The sequence below is a fragment of the Cedecea sp. genome (assembly GCF_036500665.1).
Taxonomy (GTDB): Bacteria; Pseudomonadota; Gammaproteobacteria; order Enterobacterales; family Enterobacteriaceae; genus Cedecea.
On the sequence record NZ_DASYBS010000115.1, the window covers coordinates 1 to 20,592 of the forward strand.

A 20,592-nucleotide genomic window follows, 5' to 3' on the forward strand; every position below is an offset into this window, starting at 1 on the left:
TGTGAGTCGTATTCGTTCTGACTCTCCAGAACCATACGGATGGCCCGCTGGCGGACCTCAGGGGAAAAACGCGTATTTTTAGTCATCCTGTTTGCCTCTTTCTCAAGGAGTTTAGTCTCCAGGATTTCCGGGGCGGTTCACACTGCTCCAGGCACAGCCCGTCAAAGTCTTTGTCACAGGTTACGTGCGCAATCCCGGCTTATACGGCGGCGTCGCGTCGGACTCTCTGCTCTCCTACTTGAGTAAAGCGGGCGGCGTCGACAGCGAAAGAGGAAGCTACGTAAATATCACGGTGAAACGTGGTTCTCATCAACGTACCCGGGTAAACCTGTACGACTTCCTGCTGGACGGAAAGCTTGGCCTGTCGCAATTCGCCGATGGTGACACTATTGTTGTTGGCCCTCGTCAGCACACCTTTAGCGTCGAAGGCGATGTCTTCAATAGCTATGAATTTGAGTTTCGAGCCAACACGATACCGATCGCTGAGGCGCTGAGCTGGGCTCGCCCGAAGCCCGGAGCAACTCATATGACCATCATTCGCCAGCAGGGAAGTGCAAAGCGCAGCGAGTATTACCCGCTACTTTCCGCTGCGGGTCGCTCGCTTCAGGACGGGGATAAGCTGATTATCAGCACTGACCGCTATGCCGGTACGATACAGGTACGTATCGAAGGGGCGCACTCCGGCGAACACGCCATTGTCCTGCCGTATGGCGCAAGCATGCGTCAGGTGTTGGCGCAGATTAGGCCAAATAGCATGTCTCAGATAAGCGCCATTCAGCTCTACCGCCGTTCCGTTGCCCTGCGCCAAAAAGAGATGCTGGATCTTGCGTTGCAGAAGCTGGAACAGGCTTCGCTATCCGCCCAATCCTCTACACAGGAAGAATCACGCCTGCGCCTGCAAGAAGCGCAGCTGGTGAGTCGTTTTGTTGCTAAAGCCCGCCAGGTTGTACCCAAAGGTGAAGTGGTGCTTAGCGAAACAACTATCGATTCAGTCCTGCTGGAAGATGGAGATGTCATCACCATTCCGGAAAGAACGTCACTGGTAATGGTACATGGTGAAGTGTTGTTCCCAAATGCAGTGAGTTGGGAAAAGGGGCTAAAGCCGAAGCATTACATCGAAAAATGCGGTGGGTTAACGCAAAAATCCGGCAATTCGAAAATCATCGTTATTCGCCAGAACGGCGCAACCCTGGATGCTGACGATGCCGGAACGCTTCAGGCCGGGGACGAAATTATGGTGCTGCCGAAATATGAATCGAAGAACATCGAAATCACTCGCGGGATCTCCACCATCCTTTACCAGCTTGCCGTTGCGGCAAAAGTCATACTGACGCTCTAACCGCCCGCCTTACTTTTCTGGAAATAAAAGTAAGGCATATGCAGGAGTTTAACTGACAAGGTGTTAGGTATATTTTCAAGCGGCATCTGGCGTATTCCGCATCTGCAACATTTCTTACCGATGACATGCCAGAAGCTCTCATCACGGCAACCGATGCCGGGCTCTGTAACGGCGGTTGCCGTGTGGGGACATCGCCCAAGCGGCAGGAAGCCGGTTTCTCTGGCCAGTAAGGCCGGGGTGCCTGTCGTCCGTCTGGAGGACGGTTTTATTCGTTCCTTTGGATTAGGCATCCATGGCCACCCGCCACTTTCGCTGGTCGTCGATTATAAAGGCATTTATTACGATGCCTCCGCTCCCAGCACGCTGGAACAACTTATCCAGGATACCGAAGGTAATGCCGAGTTTGCTTCTCAGGCCAGCGTGGCGATTGACCTTATCGTGAAAAACGATCTCTCAAAATATAATCACTCGGCCACGTTTTCCCCTGAAAATCCCATGCTGGATGGTGCGGTACTGGTGGTGGATCAAACCCTGGGGGATGTTTCCGTTGAGTACGGGAACGCCGGAGAAGCCGATTTTAAAAGAATGCTCGAAGACGCGGTCCGGGAAAATCCTGATGCTGAAATTTGGCTCAAAGTGCACCCGGACGTGTTGAGCGGAAAGAAAAAGGGCTATTTCACCGAATCGCTCTCACATCCGCGGATAACGCTACTTGACCACGATGTTAGCCCACATTCGCTGTTCCGCTACATTAAGCGCGCTTACGTGATGACATCGCAATACGGTTTTGAAGCTCTTCTGTCGGGTGTTCCTGTTAGCTGCTATGGTCAACCCTGGTACGCCGGCTGGGGCTTAACAGACGATCGCCACCCTCAGGCCCTCCGGCTGGCTTCTCGCAGAGGAAAGGCATCGCTTATCGATTTGTTCAGCGCCGCCTATTTTCGCTATAGCCGCTATATCCATCCCTTAACCGGCAAGCCGGGAACGCTTTTCGACGTGCTATCAGGGCTGACTTGTCAGCGCCGCTTTCATCAACAGCGTAAAGGTAACCTCTGGCTTCCTGGCTTAACCTTATGGAAGTCTGCAGTTGTCAGGCCTTTTTTAACCACCGGAGACAATAAGCTATTCAGCTCACGCGTCCCCAACCGCATCGCGACTGTGTGCATTGTTTGGGGCGTGCATGGTGAGCAGCGATGGCAGAAGAAAGCTGTACGCCACAATCTCTCTATATGGCGTATGGAGGACGGTTTTTTACGCTCTGGCGGTTTAGGTTCCGATCTTCACCCACCGCTCTCTCTGGTGCTGGATAAAAGCGGTATCTACTACGATGCCAGCCGACCCAGCGACCTTGAAACCCTGCTACAACAGAGCGATCTGGAGGAGAGCCAACGCCGACGAGCCATCAGCCTCCGCAAGCAATTGGTAGACAGTAAGCTCAGTAAATATAACCTGGGAGAATCCTGGTTACTTCCTTCGGCGGCAACCGGGAAACGAGTACTTCTGGTTCCCGGACAGGTGGAAGACGACGCCTCGATAATCACCGGAACACGTTCCATAAAAACTAACCATGAACTCCTCCGCACGGTTCGGGAACGTAATCCAGATGCATTTATCATTTATAAACCGCATCCAGATGTATTGGCCGGTAATCGGCAAGGACACGTCTCTTCTGAGGACGTTGCTCGATGGGCGAATATCCAGGCTCTGAATGCAGATATCATCACCTGCATCCAGCAAAGTGATGAGATCCATACCCTAACATCATTGTCCGGATTCGAAGGGTTGCTGCATGGCAAAAAAGTCTTCTGCTATGGCTTGCCGTTCTATGCCGGCTGGGGTCTGACGGTCGATGAGCATAAGAGCCCTCGTCGCACTAAACGTCTGGGATTGGATGAATTGATCTATCACAGCCTCATTGCCTACCCAACTTATATTCACCCGCACTACCTGCACCCCATTGAGGTAGAAGATGCCGTTCATTACCTGATCTCAGTACCGAGAGGAAAAATCAATCCCGTCTGCAGCAGATATGACTGGTTGCTCAGACTCTACCGAAAACTAAGCATGCTTTACAAAGTAAGATTTAGTTAGTCTTCTGAAACACAAGGATGTTTATGCAGAACAATGCGGTAAAAGCGCTACTGTCAGGAAGGCGGTACCTCCTCTTACAGGGCCCCATGGGGCCATTCTTTAGTAAACTTTCAGCCTGGCTGGAGACGCTTGGCCGTGAAACCGTACAGGTTGTATTCAACGGTGGAGATCGGTTCTATTGCCGCAACGGCAATTACAGAGTGTTTAATCAGTTGCCAAAAACATTCCCTGCCTGGCTGGAGGATCTCTATCAGGAGTACCCTTTCGACACGATCCTATGTTTTGGCGACTGTCGACCGCTGCATCAGCTTGCTCATCGCTGGACGGATTTAAAAGACGTGCGCTTTCTTGCTTTTGAGGAAGGATATCTGCGTCCACACTTCATCACGCTTGAGGCCGGTGGTGTTAACGCCTACTCGGCAACGCCAAGGGAGCCTGAATTCTATCATCACCTGGAGGAAAGCCCGGCGGCCACGGCTGAGGAGCTCAGGCTTAAGCCATCATCCCTGAAACGAATGTGGCATGCGGCCTGGTACTATCTGGTAAGCTGGTACGTTCACGAAAAATACCCGCATTATCAGCACCACAAGTCTTTTTCTCCATGGTATGAGGCACGCTGCTGGTTTCGGGCCGGCTGGCGTAAGGTATGGTACAAATATCAGCAGCGTAATGTCCTTGGCGCTCTACAAACGACATTCAGTGAACGTTATTATCTTGCCGTTTTACAGGTTTATAACGACAGTCAAATTCGAAATCATAGCCACTACGATGATGTTCGTGATTTCATCAATGAAGTTATGCTCTCTTTTTCACATCACGCACCACCGACGACAATGCTGGTTTTCAAGCATCATCCAATGGATCGCGGCCATCGTCTTTATAAACCTCTCATTCTCCGCCTGGGGAAAAAGTATGGTATTCACAAGCGAGTTATATACGTCCATGATATTCCCGTACCTGAATTACTGACTCATGCGAAAGCCGTTATTACCATCAATAGTACCGCAGGGCTTTCAGCATTGATCCATAATAAGCCATTAAAAGTAATGGGAAAAGCATTGTATAATATCCGGGAGATAACTTATCAGGGCGATCTTAATCAATTTTGGAATTCAGACTTCAAGCCTGATATAAGACTCTTTAAAAAGTTTAGAAATTGGTTATTGAAAAATACTCAAATCAATGCGGTTTACTATGGAAAAAAACCTCATGATGATTTTAGCTCAACCATTGCAACCTCTTCATTCAATAAAATTGCCAGCACTTATTCCATGACAAACAAAAAAGCATCTGATGTATAATCAGATGCTTTTCAAATATAACCAAGCCCTCTCAAAACCATTGTATATATATTATAACCATATATCCATCATTGAATAATGATACTGCCTTTGTCATCGAGAGTCACCATCTGATTCAAAGGATAAACAAACTCCTTGAAATCATAATAGACATGTAGTTTCATTTTATAGGTACCAGGGCTTAGGTGTCTTAGTATATCAAAGCCGTATCGCCAGTAAACGTAGATGCATCTATTAAAAATTTGATTTAACGAAATAGAGTAGGACTCATCTTCTTTCGTGAATTCAACTTCAGAATATATTTTACGTAAATCATCATGATGTTTAAATGCACCAAGGGCTCTTCTCAAATAAAGGAAGCCGTCTTTTACCTCATATTTCATATCTATCGGTGCTCGCATGATCGCCCCAGATTCATTCATGAGCTGAATAACCTTGGTGAATTGTTTTTTCACAAATTCCATCGCAGAGCCTGAGTGTTTCATATCTTTTAGCATTGAGACGGTTAAACCAGAAAACGACTTCATAGGTAAACCACATGAGGCATCTAAATCTTGTTCAGCGAAGGAGTAACAAACACGTCGATTATTGATCTGTGGCAAATACTGTAAGAAGTTATAGTAATTTCGCGTATCCACACCTAAGCTGTATCTCATAATTGCATTTTGTGATTGATAATTAAAAAGATCAAGCTGTGGTATGTCTATAAAAAAGTAAGAAGACTGAAATCTTTCTATATAGTCAATGGCAATAGAGCCACCTTTGGAGTTACCATAGAATATGATATCCTCTTCTTTTATCCCATGACGAGAACACAGCCCACTAATCAATCCGATGGCTATCGATTTAAGTGGGTAACCATTTTCAGTGTGATGCATGTAGTTTCCATACGTAGCCTCACGGTCCTGAAAAGCAAGGATGAGCATATCCTTTAAGTTACTTTGCAAAGATGTCATAGCACTTAGGCGATAATTGACATTATCAAAATTACTCACCCCAGGAAAAGTGACCAGTATTTTACGAGGATTAATAGTATTACCCGATATTGAGTAGTATATATCCTCACCTTGCAAAGAGTGCTTCTGTATATGATAGCGCTCATCAAAATTCACCTGGTCGGGATGAAAAAGCTTTGCCGCACTCACGACTAAAGAAATATTTTCATTATCACTTTTGAGATTGACCTTTCCTCCTTCCGGCAATGGTATATTTGTCAACCACTTGCCTTTTTTCCCTGCTACTGGAATTTCATCGTCATCAACCACTAGTACACCTTTGGCTAACCCTTCAAACTCACCAAATTTTAAATGTGCATATTTCATTATATATATTCGCAATAATGTAGCTTAAATAAACTAATATAAATTAAGGACGAGTGAGTTATTTAAACTCATACTACTTCAGTTACTAATGACTTTCTTTCATAAAAATCTCGCTCACAGGACATAGCGTAATTTAAGCGCACCTGTAAATTTTTATCTACTTTCGGCAAATTCAACAGACTGGCACGTTTAAATGAGTTAATGGAAATATCGAATTCATCATTTAACAATGCCATTTCACCTAATAGCGTTAAGCCTTTAATTGACAATTCATCGAAGGGAATAGATTTCAACATCTCATAACAATATGAAACTCTTTTCTCCCGGCATAATATAGTGCAATAGTTCTCAAGCGTGACCGTGTTGATTTCACGAAAATGCCTGGCAATAATGACATCTACATTCTTGTAGTTTTTAATAAAGAAACAATAATAAAGAAAATCTTTGATGGTACTAAAATCTATGTTTTCCACGTCGCTTAAAACATAATCGAAATCTGAAAAATTGGGTGCTATTTTTTTATTACACCGCATAGCATATAAATATGCAGAGGCGAAACAATGAATCCCTGTCCGTCCCTGTAAAATATTTGTCTTTGCAAAATCGATGATTAAAGCCCATTTATTTAGCGCTCTAAGCGATCGCATATAAATAGCTTTATTGACAATGAATTCACGATCCTTACTGTCCATCGCGTTGTAACACACAATCGCTGAAGAATATTTCCTCTCTATCTCTAATATCCTCAGGTTGACAGTATCATCACTAATAAAGGAATGGATGAAATCACTTCCCTTTCTTCGAGTAGAACGATAATCACAATCCGCAACATGCAGTGTATCAATGGGGTGATGAGTTTTATCCGTCTCTTTAGCTGTCGATTCTGAAATAAAACTATTAATATATTCATAATCGTCACAACTAAGTGATTTTATGACCACCGAATCTAATGGATGAAGATGGGTTAATGAACGGATTATGTTAGATTTGATATAGAATAATTGGTTTTCTTGCTCATCCTTTTCAGTGGCGCTGAAAAATGCTTGCGCCCTATCAAAATCACCATGATGGAGAAGGACATTGCAATAATTATGATGATGCCGACGATCGACATTGCACATTTCTTCAGGAGACATTTTCTGAAAAATTTGATGATAACGGTCATATGCAAAACGGATTTGGTCAAAAATAACGGCTTGTTCAGCCCAATCCTCGGGTGCAATCGAAGAGGAGTGAGAAGTCTTTTCATCAAGCTGGAGTATTGCATTAAGAACGCGCTCGCAACATTTACCATCCCTGAAGGGAAAGAAGTTTTTTACTCTTTCCGCATAAAGTGGATAACTCTCGCACTGGTTACTAATTATATCACGGACAAATTCAATGGTGTTATTCTCCGAAGTAAATACTGGACCAAAACCATCATTTCTATAATCGAAATACCCTTTATTGTAATGACCTTTTTGGAAAAAATCCTCTTCATCAAATTGATAGTAACATACCGGCTTATTCAAATAGGCCATCTCAAACGCAACCGAGGAATAGTCAGTCACCATTACACTTGCTTTTAAGAATAATTCCTGAATGCTACCAGCCGCATGGCTAAGCACTTTAACGTGTTCGGGGAGGATATATTCATCAAGGTACGGCTGTATATTTGCATGAGGGAAAAAAACAATCTCATAGCCAGACTCAGCAGCGAACATTTTTAGTCTTTCATTACTAAGAAAATCTCTCCATTTGTTCGCATACTCACTTTCAATGAAATCCGGAAGTAATTCTCTTGTCGTACCCTCGAGCACTTTCCCCAACAGAGCGGGTCGCCATGTTGGCATAACAAGGATCATCTTCTGCTTCTGCACATCTGAATGTATTAATGCATCATGACGAGGTAAACCGGTTAGTGCGACCTCTTTCGCCGTAAATTTATAAGCACTATGTTCCCCCGCGATAGATTGGTATTCATCATGAGATGAGGTCAGAAACAAGTCAAATTTTTTCCAGTCTGGTTTAAATAAAGCTGACTGATCGTTGTGAATGACACCATGCTGGAGAAATACAAATTTTTTACTTAACATCCTTTTATCTTTAAAATAATCAGTAGCAAACTGTGCGGCATGAGAACTAATAACACGTGAACAAGACTCGAGTGCAGCCTCATGTTCAGAGCTACCAAATGCTAATAAATTAAAACCGTCATCCTCCAGCCGCTCCCAGTCATGAGATTCGTTAGAGATAACAAAATATGCTGGAATGTCAGGACGATTTTTCTTTATATATCGATATAAATGCTCTGCGTTATCATCGGCCTGATTATCACGATCCATTAAAATCCATGCATTATTATACTTTCTACTTACTTTAAATTTTGGTTTAAGCTCATTATAATGATTGATAATATCTCCTAAGGTTATTGTAGCAACAACTTTTTTATTTAACCCTCTAAACTTTGTCGGACCATTATTTATGTTAACAATAAGCTTTGATGTGTTATTCAAATCATCCAAACACACCCATATTCTTCTTTCGTAAAAAAACGTATTAAAAAAAAGATTGTGGCTAACGGTTTTCATCTCAACCGGCACTATTTCCCCACTCGCACATCTAAACGACTCAAAATAGTCGGTAGCAGAAAAATAACGAAGCAGCACCTGATTTTTATCTTCGTCATACTGTAATATATCAACTATACTATTAAATCGTTCTATATCTATTTTATTCAATGCGCCTACTTTCAGTTGTTCAGCACATGCAACATTAAACGTTGAGATGATTTTTTCACCAATAATCGATAGTGCCTTAGCAAAATATTGATGAAATAGTTCTGCTTCTTTCAGAGAACACCCATCAAGAAGAGATTGGTTAGCCAGCCCTTTTTTAATATATTTTAAGAGGAAAAAGAAAAGCGAACGTTTAAGCAATGGCGTCCACACATTCTCAATAATAATATTATTATAAAATATATCTATGACACCCGTGAAATCCGCACCAAACAATTCGACCTGAGACCATTCGGTTCCCGAAAAGGGAAGATGAATCAACTCTTCGGAAACTAAATATTTTGATTGACGAGAAATATAAATAACAGGTTCACTTTGCTCATCACCTAATACACTGCAGAGTAATCCCAATCCGTCAAAATTTAACCAAGAGTAACCCTGGCACTCAACCAACTGCTGTTTTACCAGATTTGTTGAAAAAAATGTGCCATAAATTGAATCAACTATCATTGAACTTGCCGTCACTTTCAACGGCTGTATTTTATTATAGATAGCGGTAAAAGGATGATAGTTACGAGGTAATTGTGTTATTGATGAAGACTTAAATTTATTAGTAACAATGATGTTATTATTTTTATTGTGCTTCTGCAGAATACGGTCTGCATTGAATATGAAATTCACATCCAGTAAATCCTGGCACCAAATAAACAGTGTATACTCATTGCTCAATGCTGCCTCAAATGAGCAATTCTCAAGACGTTGACCATGACGATAAACAGTGACATCCGATTCTGGTTCATCTTTATTAAGTATAATTACATTGATATTCTCACTGGCCTTTTGCGCCAAAACTGAATCAAAACATTCTTTATAATTATTCAAAACTGAACTGGTGACGATTACAATATTATAACTAAGGCCTGCAACAACTTTACCAGAAGCTACTGTTCTTAGTGCCATTTGTTTTTTTGACACCATATCCTTAAAAAATAACCCAGGATTGTTGATTAACTTTCTGATTTTTTTATTCATATTAAATTTATACCATTAAACAAGTTTATCGGGATTTATTAATTCGTCAATTTCATTATCAAAATGATACTTCATGTTATCTATCAGTATTTTTTTATAGTTTTTAATTGTTATGCTTGTAGAGTTGAAATCATTAGCACAAATAGAATGAGGCATCTCATTGTTAGTTTTACAAAAAACCAAATGATTATAATAACCAGGCGCAGCGGAAGATCTTATATTGAAATAATGACATATATCTCTGGACTGCACCGCCGCCCCTTTTAAATAGGTAAACCAGGGAACAAAAAATGTTGCTAAATTTAGATCATGATCGGTTCTAAACTTATTATTAAGATAAGATTCAATGTCATTTTTATATAACACCCAAACTTTATTGAACATGCTTTTTTTCAAGGGAAAGTACGTATGCGCCAACGGCGTATCTATATTGACTGAAAATTTATTTTCGAGAATTGATATCGAGCGTAGTGATGCACTAAGCGTTGGTGTATTCACCCCACGGCCTTTCATATGCTTAAGGCTTTTGTTAGATAAAAATAAGGATGCAACCCCGTTGCTACGAAAGAAATGCGCGGCAGGCAAAGGTCTGCCAACAAAGACATCATCGTTAAAATAAATAAAATTTTCAGATAAAGAAGGTATTTTATGAAGATGGGCTTCTATTACATGAGAGTTAAATGTAGGGAGATACTTCTCATCTATAATATCTTTATGATCAACAAGTTTTACTTTTGGCGATATATTGCCAAACTTCAGGTCCTGCCCGTCGGTGACGACATAGATATATCTTACCCACGGGAGATTTTTTAATACGCTTTTTATTGAGTAAAATATTTCATCATGATTACTGAAGCGCGCCTGGTCCTTTGCAGCATGACCAAAATCAACCGTATCTATTCCCAGATAAGCATCAAGCTTACTCCGCCATACAGCATCATTACTATTGACCCATGTATAGACAACGTCAATATCAAAATTTGTAGGAATTATACTTTCAAGAATAAGGTCGTGTTTTATTAAAATACTCTCTTCATTTTCAGGGCATCCAACTTCATTTCTTATAATAGGATGTTTTTTATTAAAGTAGTCTCTTAAAAAAACTCCCGGGGATTTCAATAATTTTTTTGTTTTCTTAGCTATAGCATTCATCTTGAAATACTTACGTTATTGTTAATCGATGAGCTAATATCTAATATCATGAGATATCTTTGATATACCAATATATTGCCTCATTAATGTTTTCGTAATATCTTACAACATTATTCCTCCCGATAAGTAACGCAACATCGCAATACTGTTTTAAAGAACTTAAGCTATGAGAAACCATTAATAAATTTGATGTCACTCTTCGCTCATCAAATAGCTCAGAACATTTATTTTTAAACCTGGCATCACCGACAGAAAGGACCTCATCAACCAAATAATAATCAAAATCAAAGGCCATACTCAGACCAAAACCTAACCGAGACTTCATTCCTGAAGAGTATGTTTTAATCGGCATGTCAAAATATTTCCCCAGTTCAGCAAACTCTTCTACAAACCGAACCTTTTCCCGATACTCATTTTTTTCAGCATAAAGGCGAGAAACAAATTTTACATTTTCTCGTCCCGTCAAGCTTCCCTGGAACCCTCCCGCCAGGCCTACGGGCCATGAGATTGAGTTATTGGTAATGATTTTCCCTTTGTCGGGCCGATCTATTCCACCGATCATGCGTAGAAGCGTCGATTTTCCTGCGCCATTTCGACCGATTAGCGCCACACTTTTCCCGCTGGGTATCTCAATAGTGAGATCTCTGAAAACATAATGTCGTCCCTTCGGGGTACGATATGATTTAGTTAAATTTTCAATTTTAATCATGAGGTTAACATGGCCTTTTCACTCGTCCGATAAAGCGCCAGCCCAAGAAAAAGAGTCACTAATGTGCAGATAAACAAGTAACTTAAACTGACCCCATCACATTCATAACCTGCGACAATAGCGTTGCGGCTTAATTCGACCGCATGTACGAGAGGATTCCATAAAAAATATGGCCAATATTCATGGGGAATGCTATGTAAAGGAAACATAATGCAGGAGATAAAATAGAGGGGCTTAAGTATAATAGGTAGAAATTTTTCTGTTTCAGGAAACATCTTTCCTACGACCATAAAAATAAAACCAACTCCACAAGAAAAAACGACAAGAAAGAACCAGGTAACAACGAATAGAACTAAATTACTGATAATAATACCGTCGTCAAGAAAACTCACTGCAATCATTAAGATCACATAGACAATGGCATAGATTAACACCTCAAGCAAAGCCCTTGAAACAATAGTATCGAAGGGTCTTACGGGGCGGTAATTAAACAAACCCTGATTTGCTTCAATCGCTCCAATTGATCGCCTGGCGATATTGTTAAACAAAAGAAATGGAATAATGCCATTAAGTAAAAACACCGGAAAAGAAATATCGGGCATGGTTCTATGCATGATAAAACCAAAGATCGTCAACAATATCAATAAATGAGAAGTGGGCTCCAGTATGGCCCAAAGATATCCTAATCGGTACTTCCCGAAGCGGGTTTTCAGTTCACGCAGGAATAACGCGTTGACCGAGGCTAATTGAACATCAAAACCACTTCTTGCCATAGTTTATTTCCAGTACGTTAAAAGAGTGATACACACGCTACCGCCCATGGCTCACAGCAACCAATACGCTGAATAACTAAATAAACCTTACAAAAGGCGTTTTACATAAACGAATGGGATGCAAAAACGTGAAGGGCATTCTGAGAACAGCAAACCGGGCCAAAAACTAATACTTCAGAAAATCAGAAAAGCTAAGCTATGGTGAAATTACCCTGCTCAGCAGCAGAAGTTCGAAGATACCGCTCCCTGTTAATCCCACACCTCCGTTTAATGTTCGCAACGTTACCGGAAGAGCAGATCCATCCATAATAGGTAACAGCAATTAATATGAGGCCGAAATAGCAAAAACATTCTTATCCAGCCAACGCTGCGCTCTCATAGCGCTGCCTTCAGTGGCGGTCAAAATGATTATGCAACCCCGATATCAGCGGCATTGGGATAGTTCACGTTGAATCCTCAAGGTGTTATGCAGAAGAAAGGAGAGATGGCGTGGATTAATGATAAAAAGGGAACAAACGCTGAGAGGCCGATATTTCTTCCGCCGGTATCAGAGCAACTTTCGGACTTTATCTTTGCACTTTTAGGAATTTGGTCGCACAGAAGCGGCATGGTAGGTGGCGTACTCTCCCGGCACCTGCATGCTCATCTGCAGGCCAGGCACCGGAAGTCATGTTCTTTCCGTTCAGCCTGCAGCCACGCAGCTATCCGGCACGTTATTCAGCCCTTCTGCTCCACGGCTAAAGGATTTAAAGCGCTGTTTATCATCCAATTTGATGATGTAGAGCGAATCAAAATCGCTGCCTGGCCACTTCGGCACCACGGCCGGGTCGCCACCGGTTTCCTTCACCAGCTTTTGCGCCGCTATCACCAGGTTTTTATGCTCCCATGAGACAAACGTCAGGCGACCGCTGCTTTGGTTTTTCAGCAAATCGTCCACCAGTTCGTCCGTCTGCTCGGCGTGATAATGCAGGTCGATAGCCTGAGAAAGGCGGATGGCGGTCGGCGTAATGGTCGTTAACGGGCGCAGCGAGCTGCCTGTTTTGTTCTCTTTCGGCGCAGCGGCGTAGATGGCATCCGGTTTGCCGTACTGGCTTAACAGAACCGATGGCAGCTGCAATGCGCGGTTCAGCCCTTTGCAGGTGAGCTGCCCGCTATTATTAGCTGGTTTCTCGCCGTGGCGCAGGAACACTATCGTGCTATCGGCCGTCGCTATCATCGGGGTCAACAAGGCACTGCTCAGCAACACAACAAGCGCTTTCTTGATCATGCTTTTCTCGTTTTTATCAGGGGATGAAGCTTCTACTATAGAGAAAAAATCGAGGGAAAAAACAAAACATTGGTAAGCAGAAATCATCCCTGCCAAGCCAACTTCACCGATTAACAACCGCCCGCCGTTTTGCTATTCTGACGCCCGTTAACGTGATGATATATTCTACAAAAACCAGTAAAAACAATTAATAAGGAACAGCCGTGAGCACCCAGAGCGAGATGTTTAATAAAGAGATTGCGTGGTCCACCCGCCACATGGTTCGCACCCTTAAGCAGGTTCAGGCGCTGCCAGACTTAAGCCACGTCCGTATCGCCTGCAATATGCATCTCGACCTGAAAATGATCCCGCTGGTTGAAGGCCTGCTGAAGAAAAACGCCAAAGTCTTCCTCACCACCTGCAACCCAACCACCGTGCAGGATGACGTTGTCGCTTACCTGGTCGCTGCCGGAGCGGAAGCCTGCGCATGGCGCAATATGAGCGGCGCTGACTGGCGCGACTCGTGGGAAAAAGCCATTGCCTGGCGCCCAACGCATCTGTGCGAAATGGGCGCGGACATCACCACGCTGCTGCATCAGCGTGGCGAGTTTGGCGACGTGGTCGCCTGCCTGGAAGCCACCGGCTCCGGCGTTAACCGCCTTGCTAACCTGCGTCCGGGCTACCCTATCTTCAACTGGGACGATTTGCCGGTAAAAGAAGGCCTGCATAACCGCCATATGGTTGGCCTCACCGCGTGGCAGACCTTCTTCCAGACCACGCACCTCACCCTGCACGAGAAGAAAGTGCTGGTGATTGGCTACGGCCTGGTCGGCCAGGGCGTTGCCGCCGCCGCCAAAGCTTACGGTGGCCAGGTGATGGTTGCCGAATTAGACCCGGCTCGCCGCCTGCAGGCCGCCTACGACGGCTGGCACGTGGTTGATATTCATGACGTGATTGCTACCACCGACGTGGTCGCCACCGCAACCGGCGCCAAAAAAGTCGTCAGCGCAGCGGTGCTGGATAAAGCCAAAGATGGCGTGTTCGTGCTGAACGTGGGCCACGTTGCCGAAGAGATCGACTGCGGCTACCTGAAGCAATATCCGAACGAAGAAGTGATGCCGTTTATCAATGCTTACAAGCTTAATGGCAAGACGCTTTACCTGATGGCGAACGGCTCAATGCTGAACCTGACGGCTGGCTTCGGCGACAGCCTGAACGCCTTCGACGTGACGCTGGCCGTGATGGCGAGCGGCATCAAGCACATCGTGACCGACGGCCAGCACGCTGAAAAAGCAGTGTATCTACTGCCGCAGTCCGTCTGGGAAAAAGCACTGTAATGCTGCGGTAAGTCTCCATAAAGTCAGGCGCTTGCTGGACGCCTGACTTTTTTTCATCCCCACCGAATAATTTCCTCGTCCCGATTGTTTACTCCTTACTAGAACCTGAGGAAGAGACAATCATGAGTTACCTGCCCACCGACGCTACGCCGCCCCGTAAGCGCTACGATGCCTTTAGCATAGCCCTCCACTGGGTCACCGCCTTTTGCGTGATATTTCTGTTCGCCAGCGCGCATGTCTGGGAAGCCCTTGAGCGCGGCACGCCGCTGCGCAAAAGCCTGCAATCCCTACATATTTCGTTCGGCATTTTGCTTGGCGCGGTGATTGTCGTTCGGCTGGTCTGGCGCATTAGCACCGCTTTTTCGCCATCGAGAAAGCTGGAAAAAGTGCCGATGCCGGGTGCGTTCCGCATCGCCGCCCATGCCACGCACGGCGTGCTTTACATCCTGCTGCTCACCCAGGCCACGCTTGGCTTCCTGTTCCGCTGGGCGCAGGGCGAACCGTTCTGGTTCTTCAACCTCTTTGAGGTCCAGGACGTGTTCAACATCGATCCCACGCTGCGCCATACCCTGGCAATGCTGCACAACAACGTGGCCTGGGCGCTGATCCTGCTGGCGAGCGCACACGCCGTCGCCGCTCTGCTCCACCACTATGTTTTGCGTGACGGCACGCTGCGCCGCATGCTTCCCGCCTGCAAAGGCAACTCTCGCTAACCTACAGGACGACACCATGAACACGCCTTCAAGCCGTAAACTGCTGCCTTTGCTGTGCCTGGTTGCCAGCGGACTTTTCTATTCCGCCGCCGCCAGCGCCATGGGCGACGATGACTCTAAAACGCCGGACTGCCCGAAAGGCCAGGTGTACGACAGCAAAACCAAAACTTGTACCGTGGAAAAGAGCAGCATGTTAAGCGACGGCGATAAGACGCAATATGCTTATCATCTGGCAAAATCTGGCCGTTATCAGGATGCGCTCAACCTGCTGGATACCCTGCAGCAGCCCAACACGCGTGAAGCCTGGAACTACCGGGGCTACGCCACAAGAAAACTGGGGCGCACCGACGAAGGGATCGGCTATTATCAGCGTTCTATCGCCCTGGATCCGCACTACGCCAAAGTGCGCGAATATCTTGGCGAAGCGTGGATGATTAAGGGCCGCCCGGACCTGGCGAAGGCCCAGTTAGCCACCATTAAAACGCTCTGCGGAACCGGCTGCGAGGAGTATCGCGATTTAAAAGCCGCCATTGACGGGCACCCGGAGTCCTAAGTTTGAGGACATAAAAATCACCGTCAACGAAGTTCGTTTACAGCTGGCACAGCACCTTGCCCGTCTCTGGCGCTACGGCATGGTGCTGTCCCGCAATCGCGATGTGGCTGAAGATTTGGTTCAGTCCACCTGCGTGCGCGCTTTAGAGCGCTGCAGCCAGTTTCAGTCCGGTACCCGCATCGACCGCTGGCTGTTTGCGATTTTGTACTCAATCTGGATCAATGAAATTCGCGCCCTGCGCGTTCGCCAGGGCCAGGGCTTTGTCGACAGCGACGAACTGAGCCAGCTGGCTGACAGCGAAAGCACCGAAGACAAGCATCAGTATCACGCGCTACTGCAGCAGGTCAGCGAACTGCCTGAAGCCCAGCGTAATACCGTGTTTTTAGTTTATGTCGAAGGTTTCACCTATCAGGAAGCGGCCGACACGCTGGCCATTCCCATTGGCACCGTGATGAGCCGCCTGGCCGCCGCGCGCCTGACGCTCGCCAAACACCTGATGCCGACGATGAAGAAGGAGCTCAAATGACGCGTCAATCCTTCTCCGCTCCGTGGAGCGATGAGGCTATCGTGGCCTGGCTGGACGGTGAGATGCGCGATGACGAACGCCGCGCCTTTGACCAACAGCTTAATGACGATCCCACTCTGGCCGCTCGCGTTGAACAGCTAATGCAAAGCAACCAGCCCTGGGAACAGGCTTTTGCGCCTCTGCTGGAGGAAGCGCCGGTCAGCCGCATGGAGCAAAAGTTGAATGTCCTGCTTCATCAGCCGGTGAACGTGAAGCCGCAGGCGAAAGGCGTCAGCCGCCGCAATCTGATAGCCGCTTCGCTGAGTTTTCTCGCCGTCGGCGTGCTGGCCGGGCGCTTTATTCGCCCTGGTGAACAAAAGCTCAGCGGCGAGCCGGAAATTCGCGACCTCATTGCGCAGTACATGTCGCTCTACAGCGCCGAAACGCTGGCCGACATCAACGTCACGCCCCAAGGTCTGCAAAGCGGCCTGAACCGTATGCAGCAGGATATCGGCCTGACGCTCACTCAGGCGGCCGTTGAGATCCCTGAAGCAGAGCTAAAAAGCGTGAGAATGCTGCGCTACGACAGCACCTCCATCGCGCAGATGGCTTATCTGCACGCCAGCTTCGGGCCGATGGCGCTGTGCATTTCCCGCAGCAAAACGAGCGACAGTACAGCGCTAAAGCATGAAGTCCGCCGTGGGCTAAACCTGGTCTGGTGGCGTAACAAAGGGTATGAATATGTGCTGACAGGCCGCAATCCACAGCAGGATTTACAGCAAAGCGGGGAGCTGCTGCAACAGCGGCTCGTGTGAAGCTGGCGGGGTTAACGCCCAGGCTCATTCAGCGGCCAGGATTCAAACAGGTAGCCGTCGAAGTTAATATCATCGATGTCCGACAGCTCCAGCAGCCGGTTTTTGACGTTTTCCAGGTGCTGCCACATCGCGTGTTTTGCCGCTTTGGCATCCTTCTTAATCAGCGCGGCGAGGATCTGTTTATGATCCGTAAGCCACTCCTGGCGATAGTGGTTGTTCTCCAGATGGCTGTGCAGCTGGATCCACATCGGGTTATTTTCACGCCACTGCCAGGATTGTTTCAACAATTCCACCAGCATGCTGTTGTGGGTGGCCTCGGCAATAGCGAGATGAAATAGCTTATCACCGCTTTCGTTATCCCCGGAAACCAGCTCCTGCTCTTCTATCTGCAAGGCCTGACGCATTTTCATAATGTCTTCCCGCGTGGCCTGCTGGGCGGCAAACTCAGCGATATTGCTTTCCAGTAGCTGGCGCGCCTGCAATAGCTCAAAGGGCCCGGCGTCGTTGCACTGGCTCGCCGGCACGTTAGCCGTCTTATTGGGCATCGCCACCACAAATATGCCCGCGCCGCGACGCACCTCCACAAGCCCTTCAATCTCCAGCATGATCAGCGCTTCGCGCACCACGGTGCGGCTGACCGCCAGCAGTGCCGCAATTTCTCGTTCCGGCGGAAGCCTGTCCCCCAGGGCATACTGCTGGCGTGCGATCATGTCACGCAGCATCACGCCAACTTCCTGATAGGGACGCTGCGGCTGAGCAGACGGTTTTTCATGGATTTGCAGTTTCATTTTGACTCACAAGGGCCGGGACCAGGCTGGACTATAGCATAATGGGTTGACCCATTCCCTGGCCCGGCGAGTGCTATTTACCAAAGAACGCGCGCTGAATCGCCATCTCAACGCCGCGCACTTCCGCCAGCCCTTTCAGGCGACCAATCGCGGAATAGCCTGGATTCACCTTTTTATTCAGGTCATCCAGCATTTGATGGCCGTGATCCGGGCGCATAGGAATCAGCTCGCGCTGCCCGTTCGCCTCGCGACGCTGCTCTTCCTCGACGATCGCTTTCACCACTTCATACATATCCACATCGCCGTAGAGGTGCGCGGCTTCATGGAACGTCTTCGGATTATCTTCCCGCAGCGTCGAGCGCAGGTGCGTGAAGTAGATACGCGGCCCAAAGCGTTTAATCATCCCAACCAGATCGTTATCTTCCCGCACGCCGTAGGAGCCGGTGCACATCGTAAAGCCGTTTGCCGGGCTGTTGACCGCATCCACCATCCACTGCATATCTTCCACGGTAGAAACAATGCGCGGCAGGCCAAGGATTGGGCGCGGAGGATCGTCCGGGTGCACCGCCATTTTAATTCCCATCTGCTCGGCGACGGGGATGATGGCCTCAAGGAAGTACGCAAAGTTTTCGCGCAGCTTCGCTTTATCAATGTCTTTGTAGGTGTCCAACTGGGCGCGGAACTGATCCAGCGTGTAGCCTTCCTCCGCGCCAGGAAGGCCAGCGATGATGTTACGGGTCAGCCGCGCTTTTTCATCCTCGCGCATTTCAGCGAAGCGTCGGTTTGCCTGCTCGATTTCTTCGGCGCTGTAGTCAGCTTCGGCCCCTTTGCGCATCAGAATATGCAGCTCGAAAGCGGCGAATTCGATTTGGTCAAAGCGCAACGCTTTGGAGCCGTCCGGCAGCGGGTATTCGAGATCGGTACGCGTCCAGTCCAGCACCGGCATAAAGTTGTAGCACACGGTGTAGATACCGCATTCCGCCAGGTTACGCAGGCTTTGACAGTAATTGTCGATCCATAAATCGTACTGCCCGCGATGGGTTTTGATCTCTTCGTGGATAGGCACGCTTTCCACCACCGACCAGACCAGCCCGGCGGCCTCTACCACGGCTTTGCGTTTCAGTATTTCTTCGACCGGCCAGACTTCACCGTTCGGAATGTGGTGCAGCGCGGTAACGATGCCCGTCGCCCCCGCCTGCCGGGCGTCGGCCAGAGTGACCGGATCGTTTGGACCATACCAGCGCCAGGTTTGTTTCATGATGTCCCCTTACAACTCAAATTGGTTGACCACCTAACCGTTTCGATTAAGTGCAGATATTTATTCGCTCATACGTATAAACTCGGCCAATTTGCCAAACGTGTCAATCAGCACGCGCAAATTGGTTAACCAAAATCACAATTTAACACATAGCATTGCGAGGGTAAGGGCAAAAGCTATAGGACATCTCTAAACCACAGGCACAAAAAAACCCGCCGTAGCGGGTTTCTTTCACTTCTGAAACGTCAGGCTGAATTACAGCGCAACAACGTTAGCAGCAGCTGGGCCTTTAGCGCCGTTCTCGATAGAGAACTCAACTTTCTGGCCTTCGTCGAGAGTTTTGAAGCTATCGCTCTGGATTGCAGAGAAATGTACGAATACATCTTTGCTGCCATCGGTAGGAGAGATGAAGCCGAAACCTTTCTCAGCGTTGAACCATTTTACCAAACCAGTCATTTTGTTAGACATAGATATTACCTTTTCAGTTTCTTGAGCCACTAAACGCGGCGAACATGGTCTGTTCAGCAGAGTTGGACTTATTCGGGCACTTAGGAGGAGACTCGAGAAGAAGGGATATCTAAGATAGCGCTTGAACTGAGGACTGCTTTACTAAAACTGCTTTCATAAGGTCTGTGTTCCAAACCGGGTGCTAATCTCTCACGTCCGCGGTGATTTAGCAAGGGTTCAGGATAAATAAAAAAAATTCTCATTTAAGGAGGCGATTTAAGCCGGAACCGTGCCTCGCTTTTAGCCCACAGCTACACAGAACGTCACAGGCGCTGCAAGTCTCACAGCCACGCCCTTGTTCCCGGCTCTCATCGCCCCCGGTTATGACCCAACTCAGGCGGGGTTGAGCTGCCGGGAGCAGCGAAAGAGAGCGATCGTCGGGAACGAATCGCGAACGACCCCGAATGTTTGGGTGATGGCCGGTGGGTTTACCG

General features: G+C 46.8%; 16 protein-coding genes and 1 pseudogene. 8 read left to right on the forward strand and 9 right to left on the reverse strand.

From position 1 onward, the window contains the following. Positions 1-139: 139 nt before the first annotated feature. From VGM55_RS20050 to VGM55_RS20060, 3 genes and pseudogenes are all read left to right on the forward strand, one after another. Positions 140-1,339: pseudogene (locus VGM55_RS20050) on the forward strand (polysaccharide biosynthesis/export family protein); the annotation flags it as partial. A 60-nt stretch (positions 1,340-1,399) separates the two neighbouring features. Continuing rightward, on the forward strand, positions 1,400-3,430 hold the full coding sequence (locus VGM55_RS20055; protein ID WP_331636442.1) for a capsular polysaccharide biosynthesis protein: 2,031 nt from the start codon (positions 1,400-1,402) through the stop codon (positions 3,428-3,430). 23 nt (positions 3,431-3,453) lie between these two features. Further along, the gene (locus VGM55_RS20060; RefSeq protein WP_154187037.1) at positions 3,454-4,731 is read left to right on the forward strand and encodes a capsule biosynthesis protein; all 1,278 of its coding nucleotides are present in this window, start codon (positions 3,454-3,456) and stop codon (positions 4,729-4,731) included. Positions 4,732-4,799: 68 nt separating this feature from the next. On the opposite strand, the gene VGM55_RS20065 is transcribed toward VGM55_RS20060, so the two are convergent. From VGM55_RS20065 to VGM55_RS20090, 6 genes are all read right to left on the reverse strand, one after another. Further along, on the reverse strand, positions 4,800-6,053 hold the full coding sequence (locus VGM55_RS20065; RefSeq protein WP_331636443.1) for a hypothetical protein: 1,254 nt from the start codon (positions 6,051-6,053) through the stop codon (positions 4,800-4,802). Between the two features lie 68 nt (positions 6,054-6,121). After that, entirely contained in the window at positions 6,122-9,802 is a 3,681-nt protein-coding gene (locus VGM55_RS20070; protein WP_331636444.1) for a CDP-glycerol glycerophosphotransferase family protein, read from the reverse strand. Positions 9,803-9,817: 15 nt separating this feature from the next. Then, positions 9,818-10,954, reverse strand: a complete 1,137-nt coding sequence (locus tag VGM55_RS20075) for a stealth family protein (protein WP_154187034.1) — start codon at positions 10,952-10,954, stop codon at positions 9,818-9,820. 46 nt (positions 10,955-11,000) lie between these two features. Further along, on the reverse strand, positions 11,001-11,663 hold the full coding sequence (locus VGM55_RS20080; RefSeq protein WP_154187033.1) for an ABC transporter ATP-binding protein: 663 nt from the start codon (positions 11,661-11,663) through the stop codon (positions 11,001-11,003). Continuing rightward, complete coding sequence (locus VGM55_RS20085) at positions 11,660-12,436, reverse strand: ABC transporter permease (RefSeq protein WP_154187032.1); 777 nt, start codon at positions 12,434-12,436, stop codon at positions 11,660-11,662. Before VGM55_RS20085 ends, VGM55_RS20080 begins: the two co-directional genes overlap by 4 nt. Positions 12,437-13,118: 682 nt before the next feature. Further along, positions 13,119-13,703: a histidine phosphatase family protein gene (locus VGM55_RS20090; RefSeq protein WP_331636445.1), complete on the reverse strand. Its 585-nt coding sequence runs from the start codon at positions 13,701-13,703 to the stop codon at positions 13,119-13,121. Positions 13,704-13,924: 221 nt separating this feature from the next. Here VGM55_RS20090 and VGM55_RS20095 point away from each other — a divergent pair, with 221 nt between their 5' ends. From VGM55_RS20095 to VGM55_RS20115, 5 genes are all read left to right on the forward strand, one after another. Next, entirely contained in the window at positions 13,925-15,019 is a 1,095-nt protein-coding gene (locus VGM55_RS20095) for an adenosylhomocysteinase (protein ID WP_331636451.1), read from the forward strand. 122 nt (positions 15,020-15,141) lie between these two features. Further along, positions 15,142-15,732, forward strand: a complete 591-nt coding sequence (locus VGM55_RS20100; RefSeq protein WP_331636446.1) for a cytochrome b — start codon at positions 15,142-15,144, stop codon at positions 15,730-15,732. 16 nt (positions 15,733-15,748) lie between these two features. After that, positions 15,749-16,285: a tetratricopeptide repeat protein gene (locus VGM55_RS20105; protein ID WP_154187030.1), complete on the forward strand. Its 537-nt coding sequence runs from the start codon at positions 15,749-15,751 to the stop codon at positions 16,283-16,285. Further along, positions 16,263-16,811: an RNA polymerase sigma factor gene (locus VGM55_RS20110; RefSeq protein WP_154187029.1), complete on the forward strand. Its 549-nt coding sequence runs from the start codon at positions 16,263-16,265 to the stop codon at positions 16,809-16,811. The genes VGM55_RS20105 and VGM55_RS20110 overlap by 23 nt, the downstream gene beginning before the upstream one ends. Then, positions 16,808-17,605, forward strand: a complete 798-nt coding sequence (locus VGM55_RS20115) for an anti-sigma factor family protein (RefSeq protein ID WP_154187028.1) — start codon at positions 16,808-16,810, stop codon at positions 17,603-17,605. Before VGM55_RS20110 ends, VGM55_RS20115 begins: the two co-directional genes overlap by 4 nt. Before the next feature lie 11 nt (positions 17,606-17,616). Here VGM55_RS20115 and uxuR read toward each other — a convergent pair whose 3' ends face one another. The 3 genes from uxuR to cspE form a co-directional block, all read right to left on the reverse strand. Beyond that, positions 17,617-18,393, reverse strand: coding sequence for a Uxu operon transcriptional regulator (uxuR, locus tag VGM55_RS20120; protein ID WP_331636447.1), 777 nt, complete (start codon positions 18,391-18,393; stop codon positions 17,617-17,619). A gap of 73 nt (positions 18,394-18,466) precedes the next feature. Beyond that, a complete protein-coding gene (gene uxuA, locus VGM55_RS20125; protein ID WP_331636449.1) occupies positions 18,467-19,651 on the reverse strand; it encodes a mannonate dehydratase in 1,185 nt (394 codons plus the stop codon). A 255-nt stretch (positions 19,652-19,906) separates the two neighbouring features. Further along, positions 19,907-20,119 (reverse strand): transcription antiterminator/RNA stability regulator CspE, encoded by a 213-nt coding sequence (cspE, locus tag VGM55_RS20130; RefSeq protein WP_008459989.1) that lies wholly within the window; start codon positions 20,117-20,119, stop codon positions 19,907-19,909. Positions 20,120-20,592 lie beyond the last annotated feature (473 nt).

Bases quoted from the DNA above. Each gene is read 5' to 3' on its own strand.
- VGM55_RS20115 (WP_154187028.1), top strand. From the start codon at position 16,808: ATGACGCGTCAATCCTTCTCCGCTCCGTGGAGCGATGAGGCTATCGTG.
- VGM55_RS20060 (WP_154187037.1), top strand. From the start codon at position 3,454: ATGCAGAACAATGCGGTAAAAGCGCTACTGTCAGGAAGGCGGTACCTC.
- VGM55_RS20090 (WP_331636445.1), bottom strand. From the start codon at position 13,703: ATGATCAAGAAAGCGCTTGTTGTGTTGCTGAGCAGTGCCTTGTTGACC.
- VGM55_RS20075 (WP_154187034.1), bottom strand. From the start codon at position 10,954: ATGAATGCTATAGCTAAGAAAACAAAAAAATTATTGAAATCCCCGGGA.
- VGM55_RS20095 (WP_331636451.1), top strand. From the start codon at position 13,925: ATGTTTAATAAAGAGATTGCGTGGTCCACCCGCCACATGGTTCGCACC.
- VGM55_RS20105 (WP_154187030.1), top strand. From the start codon at position 15,749: ATGAACACGCCTTCAAGCCGTAAACTGCTGCCTTTGCTGTGCCTGGTT.
- uxuA (WP_331636449.1), bottom strand. From the start codon at position 19,651: ATGAAACAAACCTGGCGCTGGTATGGTCCAAACGATCCGGTCACTCTG.
- VGM55_RS20080 (WP_154187033.1), bottom strand. From the start codon at position 11,663: ATGATTAAAATTGAAAATTTAACTAAATCATATCGTACCCCGAAGGGA.
- cspE (WP_008459989.1), bottom strand. From the start codon at position 20,119: ATGTCTAACAAAATGACTGGTTTGGTAAAATGGTTCAACGCTGAGAAA.
- VGM55_RS20100 (WP_331636446.1), top strand. From the start codon at position 15,142: ATGAGTTACCTGCCCACCGACGCTACGCCGCCCCGTAAGCGCTACGAT.
- uxuR (WP_331636447.1), bottom strand. From the start codon at position 18,393: ATGAAACTGCAAATCCATGAAAAACCGTCTGCTCAGCCGCAGCGTCCC.
- VGM55_RS20085 (WP_154187032.1), bottom strand. From the start codon at position 12,436: ATGGCAAGAAGTGGTTTTGATGTTCAATTAGCCTCGGTCAACGCGTTA.
- VGM55_RS20070 (WP_331636444.1), bottom strand. From the start codon at position 9,802: ATGAATAAAAAAATCAGAAAGTTAATCAACAATCCTGGGTTATTTTTT.
- VGM55_RS20065 (WP_331636443.1), bottom strand. From the start codon at position 6,053: ATGAAATATGCACATTTAAAATTTGGTGAGTTTGAAGGGTTAGCCAAA.